The 24,024-nt window shown below is 67.2% G+C and carries 20 protein-coding genes and 1 pseudogene; 11 read left to right on the forward strand and 10 right to left on the reverse strand.

From position 1 onward, the window contains the following. Positions 1–4: 4 nt before the first annotated feature. A complete protein-coding gene (gene purD / locus LTH93_RS13535) occupies positions 5–2,302 on the reverse strand; it encodes a phosphoribosylamine--glycine ligase (RefSeq protein ID WP_241471176.1) in 2,298 nt (765 codons plus the stop codon). Between the two features lie 78 nt (positions 2,303–2,380). On the opposite strand from purD, the gene LTH93_RS12775 reads away from it, so the two are divergent. The 6 genes from LTH93_RS12775 to purM all read left to right on the forward strand — a co-directional run bounded on the left by LTH93_RS12775 (position 2,381) and on the right by purM (position 8,519). After that, positions 2,381–3,457: an asparaginase gene (locus LTH93_RS12775; protein ID WP_241465950.1), complete on the forward strand. Its 1,077-nt coding sequence runs from the start codon at positions 2,381–2,383 to the stop codon at positions 3,455–3,457. A 205-nt stretch (positions 3,458–3,662) separates the two neighbouring features. Further along, a complete protein-coding gene (locus LTH93_RS12780; RefSeq protein WP_241471177.1) occupies positions 3,663–5,042 on the forward strand; it encodes an NAD-dependent succinate-semialdehyde dehydrogenase in 1,380 nt (459 codons plus the stop codon). 10 nt (positions 5,043–5,052) lie between these two features. Continuing rightward, positions 5,053–5,409 carry a sterol carrier family protein gene (locus LTH93_RS12785; RefSeq protein ID WP_241471178.1) on the forward strand — a complete coding sequence of 119 codons (357 nt, stop codon included), beginning with the start codon at positions 5,053–5,055 and terminating at the stop codon, positions 5,407–5,409. Between the two features lie 59 nt (positions 5,410–5,468). Continuing rightward, positions 5,469–5,792, forward strand: coding sequence for a hypothetical protein (locus tag LTH93_RS12790; protein WP_241465944.1), 324 nt, complete (start codon positions 5,469–5,471; stop codon positions 5,790–5,792). Next, complete coding sequence (gene purF, locus LTH93_RS12795) at positions 5,779–7,335, forward strand: amidophosphoribosyltransferase (protein WP_241471179.1); 1,557 nt, start codon at positions 5,779–5,781, stop codon at positions 7,333–7,335. Before LTH93_RS12790 ends, purF begins: the two co-directional genes overlap by 14 nt. Then, the gene (gene purM / locus LTH93_RS12800) at positions 7,332–8,519 is read left to right on the forward strand and encodes a phosphoribosylformylglycinamidine cyclo-ligase (protein WP_241465940.1); all 1,188 of its coding nucleotides are present in this window, start codon (positions 7,332–7,334) and stop codon (positions 8,517–8,519) included. The genes purF and purM overlap by 4 nt, the downstream gene beginning before the upstream one ends. On the opposite strand, the gene LTH93_RS12805 is transcribed toward purM, so the two are convergent. The 4 genes from LTH93_RS12805 to gabT form a co-directional block, all read right to left on the reverse strand. Continuing rightward, entirely contained in the window at positions 8,507–9,043 is a 537-nt protein-coding gene (locus LTH93_RS12805) for an Asp23/Gls24 family envelope stress response protein (RefSeq protein ID WP_241471180.1), read from the reverse strand. The two genes, purM and LTH93_RS12805, sit on opposite strands and share 13 nt — an antisense overlap. A gap of 117 nt (positions 9,044–9,160) precedes the next feature. Then, positions 9,161–11,089, reverse strand: a complete 1,929-nt coding sequence (locus LTH93_RS12810) for a heavy metal translocating P-type ATPase (RefSeq protein WP_241471181.1) — start codon at positions 11,087–11,089, stop codon at positions 9,161–9,163. Between the two features lie 148 nt (positions 11,090–11,237). After that, positions 11,238–12,740: an NAD-dependent succinate-semialdehyde dehydrogenase gene (locus tag LTH93_RS12815; RefSeq protein WP_241471182.1), complete on the reverse strand. Its 1,503-nt coding sequence runs from the start codon at positions 12,738–12,740 to the stop codon at positions 11,238–11,240. Between the two features lie 84 nt (positions 12,741–12,824). Continuing rightward, entirely contained in the window at positions 12,825–14,135 is a 1,311-nt protein-coding gene (gene gabT / locus LTH93_RS12820) for a 4-aminobutyrate--2-oxoglutarate transaminase (protein WP_241471183.1), read from the reverse strand. Between the two features lie 96 nt (positions 14,136–14,231). Between gabT and LTH93_RS13540 the strand changes: the two are divergent. Both LTH93_RS13540 and LTH93_RS12830 read left to right on the forward strand, forming a co-directional pair. Then, positions 14,232–14,432: pseudogene (locus tag LTH93_RS13540) on the forward strand (LysR family transcriptional regulator); the annotation flags it as partial. A gap of 48 nt (positions 14,433–14,480) precedes the next feature. Beyond that, entirely contained in the window at positions 14,481–15,206 is a 726-nt protein-coding gene (locus LTH93_RS12830; RefSeq protein ID WP_241471189.1) for a substrate-binding domain-containing protein, read from the forward strand. Between the two features lie 38 nt (positions 15,207–15,244). On the opposite strand, the gene LTH93_RS12835 is transcribed toward LTH93_RS12830, so the two are convergent. The 3 genes from LTH93_RS12835 to LTH93_RS12845 form a co-directional block, all read right to left on the reverse strand. Further along, on the reverse strand, positions 15,245–16,630 hold the full coding sequence (locus tag LTH93_RS12835; protein WP_241471184.1) for an NAD-dependent succinate-semialdehyde dehydrogenase: 1,386 nt from the start codon (positions 16,628–16,630) through the stop codon (positions 15,245–15,247). 91 nt (positions 16,631–16,721) lie between these two features. After that, positions 16,722–17,690, reverse strand: coding sequence for an agmatinase (gene speB / locus LTH93_RS12840; RefSeq protein ID WP_241465929.1), 969 nt, complete (start codon positions 17,688–17,690; stop codon positions 16,722–16,724). Positions 17,691–17,798: 108 nt separating this feature from the next. Then, entirely contained in the window at positions 17,799–18,377 is a 579-nt protein-coding gene (locus LTH93_RS12845) for a helix-turn-helix domain-containing protein (protein ID WP_241465928.1), read from the reverse strand. A 155-nt stretch (positions 18,378–18,532) separates the two neighbouring features. On the opposite strand from LTH93_RS12845, the gene LTH93_RS12850 reads away from it, so the two are divergent. Genes LTH93_RS12850 through LTH93_RS12860 form a run of 3 tightly spaced genes read left to right on the forward strand, consistent with a single transcriptional unit; the run spans position 18,533 to position 20,986 of the window. Continuing rightward, positions 18,533–18,940: a nuclear transport factor 2 family protein gene (locus LTH93_RS12850; protein WP_241465926.1), complete on the forward strand. Its 408-nt coding sequence runs from the start codon at positions 18,533–18,535 to the stop codon at positions 18,938–18,940. Next, on the forward strand, positions 18,937–20,328 hold the full coding sequence (locus LTH93_RS12855; RefSeq protein ID WP_342357763.1) for a purine-cytosine permease family protein: 1,392 nt from the start codon (positions 18,937–18,939) through the stop codon (positions 20,326–20,328). The genes LTH93_RS12850 and LTH93_RS12855 overlap by 4 nt, the downstream gene beginning before the upstream one ends. A 10-nt stretch (positions 20,329–20,338) precedes the next feature. Beyond that, the gene (locus tag LTH93_RS12860; protein WP_241471185.1) at positions 20,339–20,986 is read left to right on the forward strand and encodes a cyclase family protein; all 648 of its coding nucleotides are present in this window, start codon (positions 20,339–20,341) and stop codon (positions 20,984–20,986) included. Between the two features lie 70 nt (positions 20,987–21,056). On the opposite strand, the gene LTH93_RS12865 is transcribed toward LTH93_RS12860, so the two are convergent. Together LTH93_RS12865 and LTH93_RS12870 are read right to left on the reverse strand one after the other, a co-directional pair. After that, a complete protein-coding gene (locus tag LTH93_RS12865) occupies positions 21,057–22,280 on the reverse strand; it encodes an ABC transporter ATP-binding protein (protein WP_241471186.1) in 1,224 nt (407 codons plus the stop codon). Beyond that, entirely contained in the window at positions 22,277–23,812 is a 1,536-nt protein-coding gene (locus tag LTH93_RS12870) for an ABC transporter permease (RefSeq protein ID WP_241471187.1), read from the reverse strand. The genes LTH93_RS12865 and LTH93_RS12870 overlap by 4 nt, the downstream gene beginning before the upstream one ends. Positions 23,813–24,024 lie beyond the last annotated feature (212 nt).

A 24,024-nucleotide genomic window follows, 5' to 3' on the forward strand; every position in this document is an offset into this window, starting at 1 on the left:
GGGGTCAGAAGACCAGTTCGGTCCCGGTGAGGCGCTGGTAGGCGTCCAGGTAGCGCTGTCGTGTGGCGCCGATGACCTCCTGCGGAAGCGCCGGCGGTGCCTGCCCGGCGCTGCGGTCCCATCCGGACGCGGCCGAGGTCAGCCAGTCGCGGACGAACTGCTTGTCGAAGGAGGGCTGTGCCGCCCCGGGCTCCCAGCTCTCGGCGGGCCAGAAGCGTGATGAGTCAGGGGTCAGGACCTCATCGGCCACGGTGAGCGCGCCGCCGGGGTCGAAGCCGAACTCGAGCTTGGTGTCCGCCAGGATCACCCCGGCCTCGCGGCAGATCTCCTCGGCCAAGACGTAGATCCGCAGCGTCGCGTCGCGCAGCTGCGTCGCCACCTGCACGCCCACGGTCTCGGTGAGCGTCTCGAAGCTGATGTTCTCGTCGTGATCACCCTGGGCGGCCTTCGAGGACGGGGTGAAGATCGGCTCGGGCAGCGCGGAGCCGTCGGTGAGGCCCTCCGGCAGCACCAGCCCGGTCACGCCGCCGGTCTCCCGGTAATCGGCGAGCCCGGACCCGGTGAGGTAGCCGCGGGCGATGCATTCGGCCTGGATCATCTGCAGGTTCCGGCAGATCATCGCGCGCCCGGCGACAGCTTCGGGCACCTCGACCGAGACCACGTGATGCGAGATCCCGGCGGCCTCGAGCTGATCGAACCACCACAGGCTGAGCTGGGTGAGGATGATGCCCTTGTCGGGGATGGGGCTGGAGAGCACGTGGTCGTAGGCGCTGATCCGGTCGCTGGCGACCATCAGGATCACGTCCTGACCGTCCCAGGGGGATCCGGGGGCGGGCCGGTAGAGCTCGCGGACCTTCCCGGAGGACACGTGCACCCAGCCGGGCAGGTCTTCGGCTGACTGGTCGGCTGTTTCGCCGGCGGGGTGCACCGGGAGGCGCGCGGCCGACTCGCTCGGTCCCGCGTCCAGCTGGACGTCACTGCGGAGCTGGACGTCACTGCGGAGCTGGATCTCTCCGGCGAGCGCCTTCGCGGCGATGTCGGTGCGGTGCTGCTCGCCCTCCCAGGAGATCTCCTGCACCCCGGCGTAGGCGCGCTGCACGGCCTCAGCCAGCGAGTCACCGGTGCCGACGACGGCGAGCACCCGCCCGCCGTTGGTGGTCAGCCGGCCCTGGTCGTCTGCGGCGGTGCCGGCGTGCAGCACTGCCACGCCGTCGAGGTTCTCGGCCTGCGCGGTGCCGGTGATCACGTCACCCCTGCGCGGGGTCTCCGGGTAGTTCTCCGCGGCCATCACAACGTCGGCGGCGTAGCCCTGCGCCCAGTCAAGGGTGCGGGCGCGGCCGAGCGAGCCGGTGGCGCAGTCCAGCAGCAGCTGACCCAGCGGTGTGGCCAGGCGTTCGAGCACCGCCTGGGTCTCGGGGTCGCCGAAGCGGGCGTTGAACTCGATGACCCGGACCCCGCGGGAGGTGACGGCCAGCCCGCAGTAGAGCACCCCGACGAAGGGGGTGCCGCGGCGGGACATCTCGGCCAGGGTCGGGGCGGCGACGGTGTCCACCACGATCTGCACGAAGTCGCGCTGGGCGCCGGCGGCGTCGGTCTCGGTGTACCCGGTCAACCAGTCCAGCGGGGTGTAGGCGCCCATGCCGCCGGTGTTGGGGCCGGCGTCGTCGTTGAAGATGCGTTTGAAGTCCTGCGCCGGGGACAGCGGCACCAGGTTCACCCCGTCGGAGAGGACGAAGAGCGAGACCTCGGGTCCGTCGAGGAACTCCTCGATGACCACCGAGCCGCCGGCGGCGAAACAGGCCTGGGCGTGGGCCAGCGCCTCGGCGCGGTCGTCGGTGACCACCACACCCTTGCCGGCGGCGAGCCCGTCGTCCTTGACGACATAGGGCGCGCCGAACCGGTCGACGGCGTCTTGCGCCGCGGCGAGGTCGCTGACGTGCACCGCTCCGGCGGTGGGCACCTCGGCGGCGGCCATGATCTCCTTGGCGAAGGCCTTGGAGGCTTCCAGCCGCGCGGCGGAAGCGGAGGGCCCGAAGGCCGGGATCCCGGCCTCGCGGACGGCGTCGGCCACTCCTGCGGCCAGCGGCGCCTCGGGACCGATGACCACCAGGTCGAAGCCGCCGGCGACGGCGAGCGCTGCCACCGGGGCCCCGTCCTGGGCGTCGACGCTGTGGCAGCGGACCTGCGCTGCGATGCCGGCGTTGCCCGGCGCGGCCTCCACGGTGGTGACTGCTTCATCGCGCAGCAGTGCTCGGACGATGGCGTGCTCGCGGCCTCCGGGGCCGACTACAAGTACCTTCACGCCGCTCAGCCTATCGAACGGCGGACTCCCGCGGGTCCGCCTCGGCCGCGCGCGGCCCTCACTCCGTAGACTGAGCCCATGACTGATGCGCGCCTCTCTGCCGAAGCACCCTCGGTGCCGCCCCTCCCCGGATCCGCCGAACAGCAGGACCTGCACGCGGCCTCGGTGGCGGAATCGGCCGAACTGGCAGTGGTGACCCGCGCCGGCGTCGTCGAGTCCCGGCACATCGGCTCCGCCGTGGTGGTGGGACCTGACGGTGCGGTGCTGGAGTCCATCGGCGCTCCCGAGCGGCTGATGTTCCCGCGCTCCACGCTGAAGCCCTTCCAGGCCATCGCCTCGCTGCGCTCCGGCGCGCTGATCTCACCGGAGGCGGTCGCCCTGGCCTGCGGCTCCCATGTGGGCTCGCGCAAGCACCAGGAGCTCGCCGCGAGCATCCTCGCCGCCGAGGGCCTGGACGAGTCGGCGCTGAAATGCCCGTCGGCCTGGCCCTCCCGCAACCATGACCTGCGCGTGCATCTGGAGGCCGGCAAGACCGAGACGCCGCTGGCCTTCAACTGCTCCGGCAAGCATGTCGCGTTCCTCGCCGCCACCCGGACCAACGGCTGGCGGCTCAACACCTACCTCGAGCGTTCCCACCCGCTGCAGCGGGTGATCATGGACGTGATCACCGAATACTGCGGCGAGGAGCCGACCGTGGTCGGGATCGACGGCTGCGGAGCCCCCGCCCCGGCGCTCTCACTCACCGGACTGGCCCGCGGATTCTCCAAGCTGGCCGCCTCCACCTCGCGCCGCGACGCCGAGGTCCACGCGTTCACCGTGAACCAGGCGATGCTCGACTACCCCTGGGCGGTGCACGGCCGCGGCGAGGCCAACACCGTGGTGCTCGAAGAGCTGGGCCTGACCGCGAAGCTCGGCGCCGAGGGCGTCCTGGTGGTCGCGGCCCCGGACGGCACCGCCGCCGCGGTCAAGGTCCTCGACGGATCCTCCCGCGCCACGAACCTTGTCGCGCTGAGCCTGCTGGCCGCCCGCGGGGTGATCGAGCTCGACGCTCTGGGCCCGGTGCTGCGCAAGATCGTCAAGCCGATCACCGGAGGACTCGCCGCGGAGCAGGTGGGCAGCATCCGCCTGGCCCCCGCGCTGCTCGAACGCCTCTGAGGCCTCCCGTCGACTGAAGCGCACGGGTGCCAGCACCAACCGGGTTTTTATTCCACGCATCGTCCCGGTTTCGCGTATTGGTGAACTACCCGGCCCAGCGCCTGATCAGCTTGTGCCGCACCGCGCAGGGTCATAGCGTCGAGGAGTCCGCCGCTTCGGCGGGCAGGTCACCGATCGACCACTGACAAGCGAGGCACAGATTTCCATGGCCGACTACAAAGTCACCAACCCTGCCACCGGTGAGGTCGAGGCGGAGTTCGCCACCCTCACCGACGATCAGCTGAGCGCGACACTCGATCACGCCGCCGAGACCTTCACCAGCTGGTCGAAGACCGAGCTCTCCGAGCGCGCCGACCTGCTGCGCCGCGCGGCGGCGATCTATGAAGAGCGCAAGGACGAGCTGGCCACGATCATCACCCGCGAGATGGGCAAGCCGATGACCCAGGCCCGCTCCGAGCTGGACATCGTGATCTCGATCTTCCATTACTACGCCGATCACGGTGCCGAGTTCCTCGCCGATGAGCCGATCACCGACTCCCCAGACGGAAGCGCCGTCATGCAGAGCCGGCCCGTCGGCGTGCTGCTGGGCATCATGCCCTGGAACTTCCCGTACTACCAGGTGGCCCGCTTCGCGGTGCCGAACCTGATGATCGGCAACACGATCATGCTCAAGCACGCCTCGCAGTGCCCCGAATCCGCGGCGGCGATGGAACAGATCTTCCGCGATGCCGGCTTCCCGCAGCACGCCTACACCAACGTGTATGCCTCCAGCGCGCAGATCGCAGACATCGTGATCCCGGACCCCCGCGTGGCGGGCATCTCGCTGACCGGCTCCGAGCGGGCCGGCACCAAGGTCGCAGCCGTCGCCGGTGAGAACCTCAAGAAGGTCGTCCTTGAGCTGGGCGGCAATGATCCGCTGCTGGTCCTGGATCGCGAGATCCTGCCCGCAGCGGTCAAGGGCGCCGTGCAGGGCCGGATGGCCAACGCCGGACAGGCCTGCAACGCCGCCAAGCGCGTCATCGTCCCGGCAGAGTTCTACGACGATTTCCTCGAGCAGTTCCAGCAGGCGCTGTCCGAGATCAAGCTGCTCGACCCGCTCTCCGAGGAGGCCTTCATCGGCCCGATGTCCTCGGCCCAGGCCGCCGAGGATCTGCACGAGCAGGTCCAGGACGCCGTGGAGAAGGGCGCCACCCTGCACCTGGGCGGCGACTTCGACCAGCGCCGGGGCGCCTGGTACCAGCCCACCCTGCTGACCGGTATCACCCGTGAGATGCGCGCCTACGGCGAAGAGCTCTTCGGGCCGGTGGCGATGGTCTACAAGGTCGCCGATGAGGAAGAGGCCGTGAAGCTGGCCAACGACACCCAGTACGGTCTCTCCGCCTCGGTGTTCGCCACCGACGTCGAGCACGCTCAGCGGATCGGCGAGCAGATCCACACCGGCATGGTCTTCGTCAACGAGCCCGCCGGCACCTCCGCCGAGCTGCCCTTCGGCGGCGTGAAGCGCTCCGGCGTGGGCCGCGAGCTCGGCCCCTACGGCATGGCGGAGTTCGTCAACAAGCGCCTGGTCAAGATCGCCGGAAGATGAGCGGCTGAGCATGGCACGACGTCGCATCACCGCCGTCGACGGCATGGCCGCGGTCCGCGCGTGGGAGTCAGGAGACTCCGACCGCCGGACCGTGGCCACCGCTGTGCGGTATTGCCTCGAGGAGCTCGCCGAGGTGGCTCCGGGGAACTCCGTGGAGGTCCGGGTCCCGCCCTTCGGGGTGACCCAGTGCGTCGAAGGCCCCTCCCATTCCCGGGGCACTCCCCCGAACGTGGTCGAGCTCGCCCCGCAGGACTGGTTGGAGCTCGCCACCGGGGTCACCGGATGGGAGACGGCACGCGCCGCCGGGCGGATCTCCGCATCGGGCACCCGCGCCGACCTCTCGGCGCTGCTGCCACTTCGCCGGTGAACCGCGGGGCACCAGCTCCCACGTGCCCGGCACCCAGGCTGGGCCGGTAGCATGGTGGTATGTCTTCACGCGAGCAGACGGGCGAGTCGGAGCGTCGGCAGGTGACCGTTCGTCCTACCCCCAGGCTGAGCCCCTTCCTCATCGCAGGAGTGTTGGCGGCAGTTGTGGCCGCCGTCGTCGTGGTGCTGGTCACCGGCCCCGCGGACGACTATTCGCTCCGCGGTTCGCTGGGATATCTCACCGTCGCCTTCGCGATGCCAGGGTTGGCCCTGGGCGCCGTGACCTGGCTCTTCATCGACTGGCGCTCACGGAAGCGCACCCGCACTTATGACCTGCAGAAGATCGACTCTGCAGAGAGGACTTCTGCGAATGGCCCACAATGATGGTCAGCTGAACTTCAATCTCCTCGACGAGGACCCGCTGCCGCAGGACGAATGCGGAGTCTTCGGCGTCTGGGCCCCCGGGGAGGAAGTCTCCAAACTGGCCTATTACGGGCTCTACGCGCTGCAGCACCGCGGCCAGGAGTCCGCCGGGATCGCTGCCTCCGACGGCAAGAGCATCCGGGTCTATAAGGACCTCGGCCTGGTCTCCCAGGTCTTCGACGAGTCCACGCTCAACTCGCTGACCGGGCACATCGCCGTCGGACACTGCCGATACTCCACCACCGGAGCCAGCCAGTGGTCCAACGCCCAGCCGACCCTCGGGGACACCCCGCACGGGACCGTCGCGCTGGGGCACAACGGCAACCTCACGAACTCCGCGGACCTGCGCGACCGCATCATCGAACGCCACGGACGAGCCGACTTCGGCGAGCTCAACCAGGGCAACACCACCGACACCGCGCTGGTCACCGCGCTGTTGAAGGAACAGCCCGGGGAGAGTCTCGAAGATCAGGCGATGGCCCTGCTGCCCACCCTGGAGGGCGCGTTCTGCCTGGTGTTCATGAATGAGAACACGCTCTATGCCGCCCGGGACCCGCATGGCGTGCGCCCGCTGGTGCTGGGCCGTCTGGCCCGCGGCTGGGTGGTCGCCTCCGAGCAGTCGGCGCTGGCCACCGTGGGGGCCTCGGTGATCCGCGAGATCGAGCCCGGGGAGCTGATCGCCATCGATTCCGACGGCGTGCGCTCCCACCGCTTCGCCGCCGCGACCCCTTCGCGCTGCGTCTTCGAATATGTCTACCTGGCCCGCCCGGATGCGAACATCAACGGCCGCTCGGTCTATGAGTCGCGGGTCGAGATGGGCCGTCAGCTGGCCCGCGAGGACACCCACGACGCCGATATCGTGATCCCGGTCCCAGAATCCGGGACCCCGGCGGCGGTGGGCTACGCCGAGGCCTCCGGGCTTCCCTTCGCGCTGGGCTTCATCAAGAACGCCTATGTGGGCCGGACCTTCATCGAGCCCTCGCAGACGCTGCGCCAGCTCGGCATCCGGCTCAAGCTCAACGTCCAGGACCACGTGGTCCGCGGCAAGCGCGTGGTGGTCGTCGATGACTCGATCGTGCGCGGCAACACCCAGCGCGCCATCGTGCGGATGCTCAAGGAGGCCGGCGCCGCCGAGATCCACGTGAAGATCTCCTCCCCGCCGGTGAAGTGGCCCTGCTTCTACGGCATCGACTTCGCCTCCCGCGCCGAGCTGATCGCCAACGGGGCCACCATGGACGAGATCACCCAGGCGGTGGGGGCAGATTCGCTGGCCTACATCTCCGAGGACGGGATGATCGCCGCCACCCAGCAGCCGCGCTCCACGCTGTGCACCGCCTGCTTCTCCGGGGTCTACCCGATCAAGCTGCCGCCGGAGAGCCGACGCGGGAAGATGCTGCTGGAACAGCCCGCCGATTCCACCCTGACTCCGGCCGGTGGCTGCGAGCCAGGACCCGATGCCGAATTCGAACTCGACGAGATCCCCCTCGCGGAGGCCAAGAAGTGACTTCTGAACACACCAGCGCGGATTCCCACTCCGGCGCTCCGATCACCTATGCCTCCGCCGGCGTCGACGTGGAGGCCGGCGACCGCGCCGTGGAGCTGATGAAGGCCCACATCGAGGCTACGCACACGCCACAGGTCATCGGCGGGGTCGGCGGGTTCGCCGGGCTCTACGACGCCAGCGAGCTCAAGCGGCTTCCCCGGCCGCTGCTGGCCACCTCCACCGACGGGGTCGGCACCAAGGTCGCCATCGCCCAGGCGATGGACATCCACGACACCATCGGCTTCGACCTGGTCGGCATGGTCGTCGACGACATCGTGGTCATGGGCGCGAAGCCGCTGTTCATGACCGACTACATCGCCACAGGCAAGGTGGAGCCCACCCGGATCGCTGCGGTGGTCTCCGGCATCGCCAAGGCCGCCGCCGAGACCGGCACCGCTCTGATCGGCGGCGAGACCGCCGAGCACCCCGGACTGCTGGCAGCCGATGAGTACGACGTCGCGGGCGCGGCCACCGGCGTCGTCGACGCCTCCGCCGTGCTGGGCCCAGAGCGGGTCCGTGCTGGTGACGTGATCATCGGCATGGCCTCCTCCGGCATCCACTCGAACGGCTACTCGCTGGTCCGCCGCGTGGTCTCTTCCGCCGGCTGGGGCTATGAGCGCGAGGTCGAGGAGTTCGGCCGCACCCTGGGCCAGGAGCTGCTGGAACCGACCCGGCTCTACACCACGCCCTGTCTGGACCTGGTCACCGCACTCAACGGCGACCCCGCCGAGGCTGAGATCTCGCCCGAGGCCCCGGTGCGCGGGTTCAGCCATGTCACCGGCGGTGGTCTCGCGGCGAACCTGGCGCGTGTGCTCCCCACCGGGCTGATGGCGACCGTGGACCGCTCGACCTGGTCCTGGCCCGCGGTGTTCTCGCTGATTGCGCGGCTTGGCTCGGTCCCGCAGGCCGACCTGGAGCGCACGCTGAACCTGGGCGTGGGCATGATCGCTGTGGTCTCCGCCGAGAAGGCCGACGACGCCCTGGCTCACCTGACCGCCTCGGGCCAGACCGCCTGGGTGATGGGTGAGGTCAGCGCCTACCGCCCCGAGGAGGCCCGGGTGGCCGGTGCCGGTCTGGACTTCGTCCAGGGCGCCAAGGGAGTCGACGGCGGCGGCGTGCTGCTGACCGGCCGCTACGGCTCCTGAACCGTTGACCCTCTGACCTCGGCAGCCCGCCGGGACGAATGACTGGGGGCCCCGGGAGCGATCTCCCGGGGCTGTTCGTCATCTTCGGGCAGGTGCACATCGGCCACGCTGATGTTGACCTCCACGACCTCCAGCCCTGTGCCGTGCTCGACGGCGCGGATGACGTTGCGCCGGACGTTCTCGGTGACCTCCACGATGGATGCGCCGTACTCGACGATCACGGTCAGGTCGATGGCGGTCTGACGGTCACCCTTCTCCACCGAGACGCCGCCGCTGACCTGGGTGCGCGCGCCGGGGATGCGCTCGGAGATCGCGTCGAGGGTGCGCCGGGCGATGTTGCCCACCGCGCACACGCCGGGGACCTCGCGGGCGGCGATCGCGGAGAGTTTCTGCACCACGGTCTCTTCCACCGTGGTGGCGCCGAACGCGGTCAACAGCGGGCTCTGGGCTGCGGAGTTCTGGCCCCCGGGGGCAGGTTCTGCCTGGTCCGTGCCATGCGTGATGGCGGAGGTGTTCTCGGTCATTGCGCTCTCCTTCAGATCGCTGAGCGCTCAGGGAGCGCTCGGTGCAGTCAAGGATCTCGACCCTGCCGGTCGGACCTAGGCGGGGACGCACAGGCCCGAGGATCCTCACGCGGATTCTCAGATCTTTTTCGAGACATCGTGGGACGCCGCGTCGGTGGGGCCGAGCTGTCCGCCGCGGGCCGCCTCCAGCTCCCGCGCCACCTGCGCAGCCTCCGCCCGCTCCCTCCGGCTCGGACGCATGGCCCGCAGCGCCCACAGGATGGAGGCGAGATCGTCCACCTCCTGCAGCCAGGCGCCGACGATGGCAGGCAGCATGCCCGCCGCGGCGATGAGCATCAGGACCACCGACATGCCGACACCGATCCAGATCGCCTGCCAGGCGACCCGCATGGTGCGGCGCCCGATGTGCACGGCCCGAGCACTGCGTCCGAGGTCATCGACGGTGATCACGATGTCGGCGGACTCACTGGCAGCACTGGAACCGCGCGCGCCCATGGCCACTCCCACGTCAGCGACCGCCAGCACCGGCGCATCGTTGACGCCGTCGCCGACCATCATCACCGGGCGCGGGTGCGCCGCCTGCACTGCGGATACCTTGTCCTCGGGGAGCAGGTCTGCGCGCACGTCGTCGATGCCTGCCTGCTGCGCGATGTGGCGGGCCACGTGTTCACCGTCGCCGGTGAGCATCATCGTGGTACTGACCCCGGCCCGGTGAAGCGAGGCCATCGTGGCCCGGGTCTCGACGCGCAGCTCATCGGCGAGGGCGATGTACCCCGCGTAGGTGCCGTCCACGGCCACGTGCACACCACTGTGACCCACCGGCGGAGTGTCCGGCGTCGTGGAGGTCTCCCGGCCGATGAAGCGGACGCTGCCGACGACGACGGCGCGCCCCTCGACCCTCCCGCGCACCCCGTTGGCGGGCACCTCGATCACGTCCTCGGCGCTCGGCACGCCCTGCGAGTTCGCGCTGGCAGCTTCGACCACGGCGGCTGCCAGCGGATGTGAGGAGTACTGCTCGACTGCCGCGGCGAGCGCGAGCATCCGTTCTGGTTCGAGTCCGACGGCATGGACGTGTGTCACCTCAGGCTTGCCGTGGGTGAGGGTTCCGGTCTTGTCGAAGGCGGCGGTCCTCACCCGCGCCAGCTGTTCCAGCGTGCCGCTGCTCTTGACGATGATGCCGTTGCTGGCCGCGCGGGACATTCCGGCCATGAATGCCACCGGCGCCGCGATGATCAGCGGGCAGGGAGTCGCGACGACGAGCACCTCTGCCGCGCGCGTGGGGTCGCCGGAGAACGCCCAGGCCCCCACGGCGAGTCCGAGCGCTCCCAGGGTGAAGGGCACCGCGACCCGGTCGGCGAGCCGGACGAAGGGAGCCTTCGACTCCTGTGCCTCGCGGACCAGCTCGATGATCCGCTGGTACTGGGACTCGGAGGCGTTGGCGGTGGCGCGGATCTCGATGGCCTCGCCACCGTTCACGGCCCCGGAGAGCAGCTCCTCGCCCTGAGCGCGTTCCACCGGCAGGGATTCTCCGGTGAGCGAGGACTCGTCGAATGTCGCCGAGGCGGACTCGAGCATACTGTCCACCGGCACCACCTCGAAGGGCCGCACCAGCAGCCGGTCACCGACGCTGACCTCTTCCACCGGCACATCTGTGGGGCCGCTGTCCCCGCGCAACAGGTGCGCGGTGTGCGGGGCATTCTCCAGCAGCCCGGTCAGCTCCCGCCGAGCTCGACCGGCGGCGTAGTTCTCCAGGGCTTCACCGCCGGAGAGCATCAGGCACACGACAAGCGCAGCCCAGTATTCTCCCACCGCCACGGTGGAACCGATGGCGGTGACCGCCAGCAGGTCGATGCCGTAGGTTCCGGCGCGCAGATCCGTGATCATCCGACGGGCCTGCAGCAGCGCGACGACCACGGCGAATCCGGAGATCACCCAGCGCGCCGCAGGTCCCTGGCCGCTGAGCTCCAGGGCTCCGCCGAGCACCCCGATGGCGAGGGTCGCGATGACCACCGGGTAGCGCGCCAAGCCGAGGACGGTCTTCCACATGCCTCATTGATACTCCGGAATCATCCGGCTGTATAGAGAGGTCCTGCTGGGCCCATTACGGTCGTCGCTCAGGAACTGATCCGCGCGGCACCCCGGGGTCCAGGTCGGGGGCTCCCCGATGCCGCGTTGCCGCATCGCGCCGTAATCTTCAGACAGCGCTCCAGGGGTTCTCCACACCGATGTACTGGGTGCTGGTGTACTCCGCAATGCCTTCGGCTCCTCCCTCGCGACCCAGCCCAGACTGCTTCACCCCGCCGAAAGGGGCGGCCGCGTTGGAGATCACTCCGACGTTGAGACCCATCAGCCCGAACTCGATCCGGTCTCCGATGCGCAGCCCACGCGAGATGTCTTCGGTGAACACATACGAGGCCAGGCCGTATTCGGTGTCGTTGGCCAGAGCGACCGCTTCGGCTTCATCGCGGAACGTGATCACCGGGGCGACTGGACCAAAGATCTCCTCCCGCAGCACTCGAGCATCGGGGGCGATGTTGCGCAGCACTGTCGGTTCGAAGAAGTACCCGGCGCCTTCAGTGCGCTTGCCTCCGGTGACCACCTGCGCCCCACCGGCCACAGCATCAGCCACGAGTGCCTCCATCGAGTCGCGGGCCTTGGCATCGATCAGCGGCCCGACGTCGACGCCGTCCTCGACTCCGGAACCCAGCCTCAGCGCAGACATCTTCTCCGCGAGCCGAGCAGTGAAATCCTCCGCCACCGATTCATGGACCAACAGGCGGTTCGCGGCCGTGCAGGCCTCCCCCATGTTGCGCATCTTCGCGGCCATCGCTCCGGCCACGGCCTTGTCCAGATCGGCATCTTCAAACACGATCAGCGGTCCGTTGCCGCCGAGCTCCATAGAGGTGCGCAACACGTTCTCGGCAGCCATCTTCATCAGGTGCTTGCCCACCGGTGTCGAACCGGTGAAGGATACCTTCCGCAGCCGGCGATCACCCATGATCGGCTCGGAGATCGCTGACGCAGAGCTGGTCGAGACGACGTTGAGCACTCCGTCGGGGAGCCCCGCATCGAGCATGATCTGCGCAAAATAGTGCGCGGTCAGCGGCGTCAACGCTGCAGGTTTGAGGATCATCGTGCACCCTGCCGCGAGGGCCGGCGCGACCTTGCGGGTGGCCATGGCCAGCGGGAAGTTCCACGGAGTGATCAGCAGGCAGGGGCCGACTGGTTTGCGGGTGACCAGCATCCGCAGATTACCCTCGGGGGTGGCCGCATAGCGGCCATAGTCTCGGACGGCCTCCTCGGAGAACCAGCGCAGGAACTCCCCGCCGTAGGCGACCTCTCCCCGGGACTGGGCGAGTGGTTTGCCCATCTCCAGGGTCATCAGCAGCGCCAGCTCCTCGGCCCGGTCCTGGACCAGGTCGAAGGCCCGGCGGAGGATCTCGGCCCGCTCACGTGAGGGAGTTCGCGCCCATGATTCCTGAGCATCGGCGGCGGCGTCCATGGCCGCGCGGGCATCGTGTGAGGTGGCCGAGGACATCTTCGCGATGACTTCCTGGGTGGCCGGGTTCTCCACCTCGAAGGTGGCACCGTCGGAGGACTCCCTCCATGCACCGTCGATCAGCAGCCCCTTGGGGGTCGCGGCGAGCAATGCCTGGATGCGGTCCTGCGTGACAAGGGTCTGGTCTGGGGTGTTCATCTGTGAGACTTTCTGATCGGCACCGCGGCGCATCCGAACGGGATGGCGATCCGCGGCGCTGGACTGGAGGTGTGACCGGCAGCTTCAGGCTGCGGCCAGCGCGTCGGTGATGATGCTCAGGCCTTCTTCGAGGAGCGCATCGCTGATGGTCAGAGGTGGGAGCAGTCGAACCACGTTGCCATAGGTCCCACAGGTCAGGGCGATGACCCCGGCTTGGCGCGCTGCGGTCGCGACAGCAGAGGTCAGCCCCGCGTCTGGAGCCTTCGTCTCAGGGTCCACCAGTTCGAAGGCCAGCATCGCACCGCGACCGCGGATATCCCCGATGCGGGGGTCTCGGCGCTGGACCTCCTCCAGATGGGCGCGCACCAGTTTCTCGATCCGCAGCGCCTCCTGATCCAGATGCCCCTCTTCAATGGTCTCGATGGCAGCCAAGGCGGCAGCACATGCGACGGGGTTACCGCCGTAGGTCCCCCCGAGGCCGCCAGGGTGAGCAGCGTCCATGATCTCTGCTCGCCCGGTGACCGCCGAGAGCGGCATTCCGCCTGCGATGCCCTTGGCGGTGGTGATGATGTCTGGCTGCACGTCCTCGTATTCTGAGGCGAACCAACGACCGGTGCGGGCAAAACCAGTCTGGATCTCATCGGCGATGAACACGACATCGTTCGCATTGCACCATTGAACGATCTTCTTGAGGAACCCAGGCGCTGGAACGATGAATCCACCCTCACCCTGGATCGGTTCCATGATGACCGCCGCGAGGTTCTCGGCGCGGATCTGTGTCTCCAGCTGTTCGATGGCACGGGCCGCGGCGGTATGGCCATCGAGCTGGTCGCGGTAGGGGTACGAGCCCGATACCCGATACACCTCCGGGGCGAAGGGTCCGAAGCTGTGCTTATAGGGCATGGACTTCGCGGTCAGCGCCATCGTGAGCGTGGTGCGGCCGTGGTACGCATGATCGAAGGCAGCCACGGCCTGTTTTCCGGTGTACGCCCTGGCGATCTTGACCGCGTTCTCCACTGCCTCGGCTCCGGAGTTGAACAGAGCGGTGCGTGCCGGACCTGAGACGGGGGTGATCTCCGCGAGCTTCTCGGCCACGGCCACGTAGCCCTCATAGGGGGTCACCATGAAGCAGGTGTGGGTGAACTCAGCGACCTGCCGCTGCACCGCTTCGACCACCTTGGGTGCACTGGCGCCGACGCTGGTCACAGCGATGCCTGCTCCGAGGTCGATGAGCCTGTTCCCGTCGACATCCTCGAGGATTCCATCCTGGGCGCGGACGGCAAAGGTGGGCATCAAGGTCGAGACCCCACGGGCCACTGCGGCGTGCTGACGCTCCATGAGTGCCTGGGCCTTCGGGCCGGGCAGTTCAGTCGCGAGGTGTCGGGTCTGTTCCATGCAGGGCTCCTTGAGGCGACGCAATCAAATGATCTATGACTCTGATACTCGTCCACCCGGAACCATACTGTCTAATGCCCGCTGCGGATACAAGGCATGCCTACAGAGCATGCCACACTGTCAGTTGTGGACCATCGACTTCTCAGGTACTTCGCCGCTGTCGCTGATGAAGGGACTGTCTCAGCGGCCGCGGAATCCCTGCACATCACGCAGCCAGCGCTCTCGCGACAGATCCGGGAGCTCGAGAGCAAGCTCCGACTCCAGCTGTTCCGCCGCACGGGCAACCGACTGATTCTCACATCAGAGGGCACAGAGTTCCTCTCGGTCACCCGCGAGGTGCTGCGCGTGCACAGCCATGCCGAGCTGATCGCCGAGACGCTCGCCTCAGGCAGCATGCGCAATGTCTCCATCGGCGCGCCGCAGACCACCTTGATCGACATCGTCGCCCCCTTCGTCGCGACCTTCTCCCAGCACGATCCAACCCCGCACGTCTCCGAGATTTCACTCAGCCCGGAACCCACGCAGAACAGCTCCGACTACGATCTGATCGTCACGCCGCAGAGACCGGCAGACGATCATGAAACGCTGTCGCTTGCCGCTCTTCCCGTCTGGGCCTACGTTCCCCAGACCCACGCATGGGCGCAGCGAGAGGCGATCGACCTGGCCTCCCTGTGTGAACACGCATTGATCCTCGTGCCAGCAGCGCAGAAGTCTCGACAGATCCTCGACGCCGCGCTGAGCCTCGCCGACCTCGCACCGCGCGGCACGATCGAAGTCTCACAGGGGCGGCTGGCGCAGGCCCTCGCCGCGGCCGGACGGGGCGTCGCCGTTCTCTCGGACGACGCCCACTTCGCATTGCACCCCTTGAGGATTCTTGACCCACGGGGTTACGCTCTCCAATTTCACCTTCATGCAGCCTGGCGTCGGGATCATCACGGAAGCGCGGAGCTGTTCAGCATGGCGCAGCGGCTGCGCGAGTTCTGTCAGCTCCGATACGGCCCGACCCTGGCCTCAGCACCGGACGACGATGCGCAGCCAGAGAGTTCCACTGCTCACAGACCTGGTCATTGAAGAATCCGCCGAGCATCAGGGACCGTGGTCAGTGGCGCTCAGTCCGCGATGTAGAGAAGTCGTCTGTTGACGAACTCATCCATGCCGAGCGGCCCAAGCTCGCGGCCATAGCCCGAGTTCTTCACGCCCCCGAACGGCATCTCCGGACCCTCCGCAGCGGGCGTGTTGACACTGGCCATCCCGACCTCGAGCTGAGCGGCGACTGCCGCTGCGCGTTCGGCATCCACGGAGAAGACCGCACCGCCGAGGCCATACTGGCTCTCGTTGGCGAGTCGGATCGCCTCCTCGTCGCTCTCACACCGATAGACCACGGCGACTGGGCCGAAGAGCTCTTCGCTGTAGGCTCGCATCTCCGGCGTGACCCCAGTCAGCACTGCTGGAGAATAGTAGAATCCCGAGGAGTCGGGGATCTCTCCGCCCGCATGCAGCCGCGCACCCTTCGACACAGCATCGTCGACCTGCTCCTTGAGCAGATGCACAGCACCCTCCGAGGACATCGGCGAATACGTTCCGGGAGTCGGGTCTGAGGGATCTCCAGGCCGCAGGCCCGCAGCTCGAGCAGTCAGTTGATCGACGAATGCCTCGTAGATGTCTTCGTGGACGATGATCCGCTTATTCGAGTTGCACACCTGGCCCATGTTGTAGACGCGCGTCTCCCACGCGGTGTCCGCTGCACCGGCTACATCCTCGGAATCCAGCACGATGTAGGGGTCCGATCCGCCGAGTTCCAGCACCACCTTCTTGAGGTGCGCCCCCGCCTGCCGCGCGACTGCGGATCCCGCGCGCTCAGATCCGGTGAGCGAGACGCCGCGCAGTCGTGGATCAGCGATCATCGTCGCGACCTGCTCGTGAGTGGCGAAGACATTGGCATACACGCCAACTGGCACCCCAGCGTCGTGCAGCAGCTGCTCGATAGCGAGAGCTGATCTTGGGCATGACTCCGCGTGCTTCAGAATTATCGGGTTGCCCAGAATCAGGTTGGGCGCAACGAAGCGGGCGACCTGGTAATACGGAAAGTTCCAGGGCATAATCCCCAGCAACGGACCGATCGGCAGGTGCTCGATGACGGCTCGTCCGCCGGAGTAGCTTTCGATCTCCCGATCCGCGGTGAGCTCGGCCGCCTTCTCCGCGTAGTAGGCGAAGATGGCGGAGGCGAACTCGACTTCTTCTTCGCCCTCGCTCAGCGGCTTCCCCATCTCGATGCTGATCATCCTCGCCAGCTCATCGATTCGTTCGGCGAAGAGCTCTGAGACGCGCAGGGCTGTCCTTGCTCGACTCTCCAAAGAGGTCCTTCTCCACGTGGCGAAGGCCTCTGTGGCCTTGGCCAAGGCCACCTCCACCTCCTCCGGGGTCGCAGCTGGAAAGTCTTCCAGCGTCTCCCCTGTCGCAGGATTCGTGACGTGGTAGGCGTGCGATCGTGTCATGGCTCATCTCCTAGTTTGCAGCTCGCGAAGCGGGGTATCCGTCTGTCGTGTCAGTCCGGACCGGACGCCGGTCGGACCGAGGCTCGACGCATCAGGGACGCGCCGCCATGGCAGAGATCACCTCGTAGGCGACATGCGAGCCCGCGACAGCCGTGAGCTGAGCGTGGTCATAGGGGGGCGAGACCTCGACGACGTCGGCACCCACGATCGACGTGTTCGAGAAGGCGCGCAGCATCCGCAGCAGTTCTCGACTCGTCATACCGCCGGCCTCCGGCGTGCCGGTGCCCGGAGCGTGTGCAGGATCAAGGACGTCTATGTCGATCGATAGATATACCGGCCGGTCACCGATGCGACGGTGCATCCGTTCGATGGCCATCTCGACGCCCTCGACCTCGATGTCGTGGGTCGAGATGATGGCGAATCCCAGACGCTCATCATCTCGAAGGTCCTCCTTGCCGTACAACGGACCGCGGATGCCGACATGCAGACTGGCCTCCATGTCGATGAGGCCCTCCTCCGATGCCCTCCGGAACGGAGTGCCGTGGGTGACGGGCGCACCGAAGTAGGTGTCCCAGGTGTCGAGGTGCGCGTCAAAGTGAACGACGGCGACAGGGCCGTGCGTCTTTGCCACTGAACGAAGCATCGGAAGAGCGAGTGTGTGGTCACCGCCGATCGCAAGGAGCCGCGTGCCTCCAGCCCGGAGTTCGTCAGCGGCGCGTTCTATATCGAGGACAGCCTCGTCGAGGCTGAACGGATTCACCGAGATGTCACCCGCATCGGCCACCTGCACCTGGGCGAAGGGGGAGATATCGGCGGCGGGATTGTATGGACGCAGAAGCCGGGACGCTTCGCGCACGTGCGCCGGACCGAACCGTGCGCCCGGGCGGTAACTCACCCCAGAGTCGAAGGGCACCCCCACCACCGCGATATCGACATGGTCGACCTCCTCTGCCCTGGGGAGCCGTGCGAACGTCGCGATTCCCGCGAATCTGGGCGACTTGCTCGCATCTGCGGGGCCGATGTTCCCCGAATCGAACTGCACATATTCCGTTGCTGACATGGGTACATCCGATCTCTCGCCACTTTCGGGCCAGGAATAGTTATAGAGAATATTTGTACTCTATTAGACACCTTGTATGGAAGAACCGACAGTCTCAGCGGTGATCGATCAGACGAGCCCGCTCCACGGCGCAGGCACGAGCACCCAGAGCGCCGCGCTCTCCACCGGCGCCCACCAGCTATGCGGCTCATTGCCTGGAAACGTGATGGTATCCCCGGCGTAGAGCACCTCGCTCGACGCTGCGAAGCGAATGTGCAGCTCGCCGCGGATGATGTGAAGAGACTCGACTTTGCAGTTGATCGTGTAGAGATTCTCTCCACCGTGGGCGCCGCTGGCGATCTCCGAGTGGATCACCTGCACCTGGGACTGGCCGCGCGGCGTGACCATGTGCTCCACCGCTCCAGTTCCCCCCAGGTTGATCAAGGGCGCATCGTCGAAACGCACGATTGCACTGTCCGGCTCCTCGAACAGCTGACCCAGCGACAGCCCCAGCACCTGGCAGATAGACATCAGCGACGCGACGCTCGGCGATGTGTCGTCACGCTCCACACGCGAGATGTAACCCTTGGTGAGATTTGCCTGCTTCGCCACGACGTCGAGCGTGAGGTGTTGAGCCTGTCGAGCGGCACGAAGCTTCGCACCAATAGGGGGTGGCGAGTCGCTCGCGGCGGGATTGACGTTTCGCATTCATCCTCTTTTTCGTCGAGCCGAGACTCCAGCGTATCGCGCAGCGGAACAATGTTGACTCATGTACAACTCTTGTTGCATGCTGACCTCTGTATCGAGCGTCACATCAATCGACCCACAGCGGAGTCGGGTGCCGCACTGAAGGGGTAGATCCAATGACTGAATTACTTCCACAGCACATCTCGTCGGCTGCAGAAGCGATAGTGCGGGCGTTTGAGAACAATGATGAAAATGATTACTTCAGCCGATTCTCTCCTACATGTACCTTCATATTTGCTCCCGACAATACCGTTCACGCTGACCGTGCGAGCTGGCACGCCGCGTGGGGCAAGCTCCAGGAAGCCGGCTGGCGCGTCATCGCGTGCCGCACGCTCGAATCAGGAGTCCGAGTACTCGCCGGCGGCGGCGTCTTCTGGCACGTGCTGGAGACGACCGCGCTCGTCGAGGGCGTGACCCAGACGTACCGCGAACGCGAAACCATAGTCTTTGAAAATACCCAGGAGGGGCTGCTCGCGGTCCATGAACACCTTTCCTCGGTGACCGAGGAAGGTACTTCCCTGTGAAAAACTCCCAGCAGAGCGCAACCTTGACCGCAGACCCAGACGAAGAACAGGTGCCGCTTCGAGGCACCCTCGGGGGCGGCCGAATCATGCTGATCTGGCTGGCGGCGAACCTGGTCGTCACGACGCTGCTGACCGGCACCCTGTTTGTTCCAGGCATCTCATTCGGCGACTCGCTCCTCTGGATCGTATGCGGCACCGTTCTGGGCGCTGGCGTCCTGACCCTTGTCGCTGTCATGGGTGTTCGCACCGGCCTTTCGACCATGGCACTTACAAAGGGATCCTTCGGGCTGCGCGGTTCGATCGTTCCCTCTCTGTCGAACTTGATCATTCTGATGGGCTGGTCGTGGGTGCAGGCCATGCTCGCCGGCATCTCGGTCGACTACCTCGTTCACGCGTGGACCGGGTACTCCAACCCGATCCTGTTCGCCGCGCTGTGTCAGGCGTTCGTCGTGTTCCTGGCGATCTTTGGCCACGTCGGAATCGCGCGCATCGAACCGCTCTTCGGGCTCGTCATTGTGAGCATCATCATCTACGTCTTTGCCGTCGCCTTCTCGACCCATCCCCCTGCCGAGTACCTCGCCATCGCGATTGACCCTGCACTGGGAATGGACGGCGCGCTCGTATTCGACATCGTGTTCGCCACCGCGATCTCCTGGACGGTGCTCAGCGCCGACCTCACCCGCACGGCGCGCAGCGTCCGCGCCGGAGCAGCAGGCGCAGCCATTGGTTACACCACGTCGACGATTCTCACGATGGCACTCGGCGCCACTGCGATCTCCTACGTCCTGCTCGAGGGCAACGAGGCTGTTGCATTCGATCCGACCGTGATCATCACTGCGTTCGGAGCGCCCCTGGCCGCCGTGATGTTCCTGTCTGTCATGGCGACGAACACAATGGTCATGTACGGCATGACGCTCTCGCTTCAGCACGCGTTTCCCCGTCGCCGGCCGCTGCCGTTCCTTCCCACTGCGCTCGGGCTCGGCGTCGTGGCTGTGATCGGCTCTACCTGGCTCGGGCTGCTCGAGCAGTTCACGAACTTCCTGGCAACGATCGGCGCCCTGTTCATCCCCGTCTTCGCCGTGATGATCGTGGACTACTACTTGGCTCGTCGGCGCAGCTACAACCGCGAGATTCTGAACTATAAAGGTGGGAAGTACTGGTTCACCGGTGGGTGGAACATCGGCGCGATCGTTGTCTGGGCGACTGGCGCCGGTCTGTACACGCTCTTGACGACCGTGTGGTTCTCTCCCGTTGGAGCGGCCCTCCCGACGGTGTTGTTCTCGGGCTTGATGTACTGGCTGTGGACGAGGATCGCGAGAATCTCTGAACCCCGGGGCGTCGAATCTCGACACCTCGCGGACCAGCTCGAACTCGCGACTGAGAAGTAGGAGGCTGGAGATGTCGCGGTGGGCTGATCTGTCTCACGACCTGAGTTCTGGGATGCCGGTGTTCCCCGGCGACCCGCAGGTGTCGATCCAGCCTGCCGCGACAGTCGCCGTAGACGGATTCGAAGTGCACGCGTTGCATCTGGGAACGCATTCCGGCACCCATGTGGACGCACCAGCCCATGTCATTCCCGGCGGTCACACCGTCGACGCTATCGACGTGGAGGACCTCATCGGCGAAGCGATGGTGCTTCGCGCCGGAGAGCTGAGCGCAGGGGCCACCGTGACTCTTGAGAGTGTCGCAGATCAGCTCGCCGGCGGTCTGGGAGATGCCCGCATCGTATTGGTGGCAACTGGTTGGGACCGACACTGGAGTTCCGAACGGTATCTCGATCACCCGGTCCTCGAGCCCACCCTCGCCGAGCATCTGCTGGAGCTCGGCGCCAGGGTCATCGGCGTGGACACGCTGAATCCCGATTCCACCCGTGCGGCCGACCAAGGCCTGCCTGTGCACGACATCGTGCTCGGCAAGGGGCGGCTGATCATCGAAAACCTGAGGCAACTCACACAGCTGCCAGCCCGCGTCGAGTTCGTAGGGCTCCCGCTGCGACTGCCAGGCATGGACGGGTCACCCATCCGAGCTGTGGCGCGGCCTTTGTGAGCACTGCCGGGCGAACAGTCAGGGGACCCGTTCGGCAGGATGTGCCTGCTCCTCTGGCCCGCTGCGCGGGTCAGAGGAAGCTGGGCATCAGCGTCGCACCCCGTCTCTCGATGCTGACACGTGCGGGCCTCGCCGAGCAGGCATGGCACTCGGTGAAGGCCGGGTAGAAGACGCCCGCACCCTGGACTGCGAGGTGGACCTGTGTGCCAGGCGTCAGGGGCACCGCGTTGAGCTGGCGCAGCCGCAGCGGGGACTCCACGCCCTCGAGCTGGACCAGCGCAGTGGTGTCATGACCGAAGTACTGGGAGCTGAGCACGGTTCCTGCCACACCCTCCTCGCTGAGTGTGATCTGTTCAGGGCGCAGCATCACCTGCCCCGTTGATCCGCTCGCCGTCCGATGAGCGATGGCCAGGTTCGGGCAGACCAGCTCCACGTTCACGCTGCCCAGCGGAGTCGACGAATCCCACACCGCCCCAGCCTGTCCGGAGAGCGGCTCTGGAAGCTGGCCGGTCAGCTGGCCGGGCAGCAGCACGGCGTCGCCGAGGAACTGGGCGGTCTCCACGTCGCAGGGCCTGGTGTAGACCTCTTCGGGGGCACCGATCTGGCGCAGCCGCCCATCCTTGAGCACCGCGACCTGATCGGCGAAGGACAGCGCCTCGTCCTGGTCGTGGGTGACCAGGATCGTCGTGGTCCCGGTGATCCGCAGGATCTCCCGGATCGCCTGCCGGGTGCTCTCGCGCAGCCCAGCGTCCAGGGCGGAGAACGGCTCGTCGAGCAGGATCATCTCCGGCTGGCGGGCCAGCGCCCGGGCCAGCGCCACCCGCTGGCGCTGACCACCCGAGAGCTGGTCCGGACGCCGGGAGGCGTGATCACCGGTGAGGCTGACCAGCTCGAGAAGCTCAGCGACCCTGCGGCGCCGCTCGCGCCGGGGAGTTCCGCGCGGCAGGCCGAACGCGATGTTGCCGGCGACGTCGAGATGCGGGAACAGCGCTCCGTCCTGGGCGACCAGTCCGATGCTGCGCCGATGGGCGGGAACCTCTGTCACATCCGCGCCGTGGAGCCGGACCTCCCCGTGTTCGGGGGCCAGGAACCCCGCGATGACGCGCAGCAGCGAGGTCTTGCCCGAGCCGGAGGGGCCGACGATCGCCGTGGTCGTCCCAGCCTTCACGCGCAGATCGATGTCGTGGAGGACCGGCTGATCGCCGAATCGCACCTCGACCCCGGAGACCTGGAGCATCGTGGTGTCAGTGTCCGTGATGCCAGTGTCCGTGGCGTCAATGTCCGTTGCAGTCATCGGACCTCCTTGAGTAGTCGCGAAATCATCATCCAGGCGGGGACTGCGGCGACGAGCACCAGCAGCGCGGCGAAGGGCGCGGCGGCCGCATAGGACTCTCCGCCGGTGTAGGTCCAGAGCCGCGTGGCGAGGGTGTCGAACCCTGTGGGTCGCAGCATCAGCGTGGCCGGAAGCTCCTTGATCGTGGTCAGGAGCACCAGCAGCGCCCCGGAGAGAATCCCGGGAAGCATCAGCGGCAGCGTCACGCGCAGGTAGCCCACGCCGGGGCTGCTGCCCAGGGACTGGGCGGCCTCCTCCAGCTCCGGGGGCGCCGAGAGCGCGGAGGCGAGCACCGGGCCCAGGGCCAGCGGCAGCATCAGCGCGCAGTAGGCCAGGGTCAGCATCCACATGGTCTGGTACAGCGCCGGCAGCACCGCGATCCCGAGCATCACCACCGAGAGTCCGATGACGACGCCGGGCAGCGAGTGCGCCAGGTAGGCGGTGCGTTCCAGCAGCCGAGCGAGCTTCGAGGGTCGCCGCGCCAGCCACAGGGCCAGCGGGATCGCGATCGCCGTGGTGGCCAGCGCCGCGAGCCCGGCGGCCCAGAGCGAGTTCAGCAGCGCCGACCCGATCTCCGCCAGTGAACCCGGGCGAGAGACCCCGCGCAGGCTCCAGACCAGCAGTGCCGAGAGCGGGACCATCAGTGCGATGAGCACCGGGGTCCAGGCCAGCGCGAGGATCGGCAGCGTCCAGCGTCCTATCTGGAAGCGGGCGGGGCGGGCTCGCCCCTCACCGGACATGGTGGAGTAGCGGGTGCCGGTGCGGCGGACCCGGCCTTCGAGGATGAGCAGGCACAGCGTGAAGACCAGCAGGATCGAGGACAGCGCGACTCCTCCGAGCCGGTCGAAGCCCATCGAGAAGCTGGTGAACACGGCGCGGGTGAAGGTGTCCACGCGCAGGATCGAGACGGCGCCGAAGTCGGCGATGACGTAGATGGCGCAGAGCAGGGTGCCGGCGGTGATCGCAGGGGCGGCCTGCCGAACGGTGACGCTGAAGAAGGTGTCGATGGGGCCGCGGCCCAGCGCCCGGGCGGCCTCTTCCTGGGCGGGATCCACCGAGACCAGCGCGGCGACCACCGGCAGGTAGATGTAGGGGTAGGTCACCGAGGTGATCACGATCGCCGCGGCCAGGAACCCCTCGAAGCTGGTGCCCGGGTTGATCAGGGCGTTCATCGACTGCCAGCCGAACGCGGCGACATAGCTTGGGACCGCCAGGGGCAGTGCCGCGGCGACGCCGAGGATCAGTCGTCCCGGAAGCTGTGTGCGGGTGACCAGGAACGCCAGGCCCACGCCGAGGACCAGGCACAGCACGGTGACCGTAAAGGTCAGCGTCAGCGAGGTGTAGGCCAGCCGGGCGCTGCGCGCGCTGAACACGGTGTCCAGGAAGTCCGGAAGCGGGAACTGGGCCAGCCGGATGACGAGGTAGAACAGCGGCAGCAGCGCCACCAGCGTGGCGATGACCGCGGCGGCGCGCAGCCACAGCGGCACCGCCACACGCCCGTTCCCTGCGGAGCGGGAACGGGCGGCGGTGCGCGCTGGAGCTTTGGCCGGGGCGGTGATGGGTCAGCCCACCAGACCCGATTCGACGATCATCTCCACAGAGGTCTCCAGGTCATCGAGACGGTTGAGATCGATGTCCGGCGCGTCGAGCTCCTCGAGGCTCGGCATGCCCTCAGGTCCGTCCACGCCTTCGATCATCGGGTACT

The organism is Nesterenkonia sp. DZ6 (genome assembly GCF_022565835.1).
Lineage (GTDB): Bacteria > Actinomycetota > Actinomycetes > Actinomycetales > Micrococcaceae > Nesterenkonia.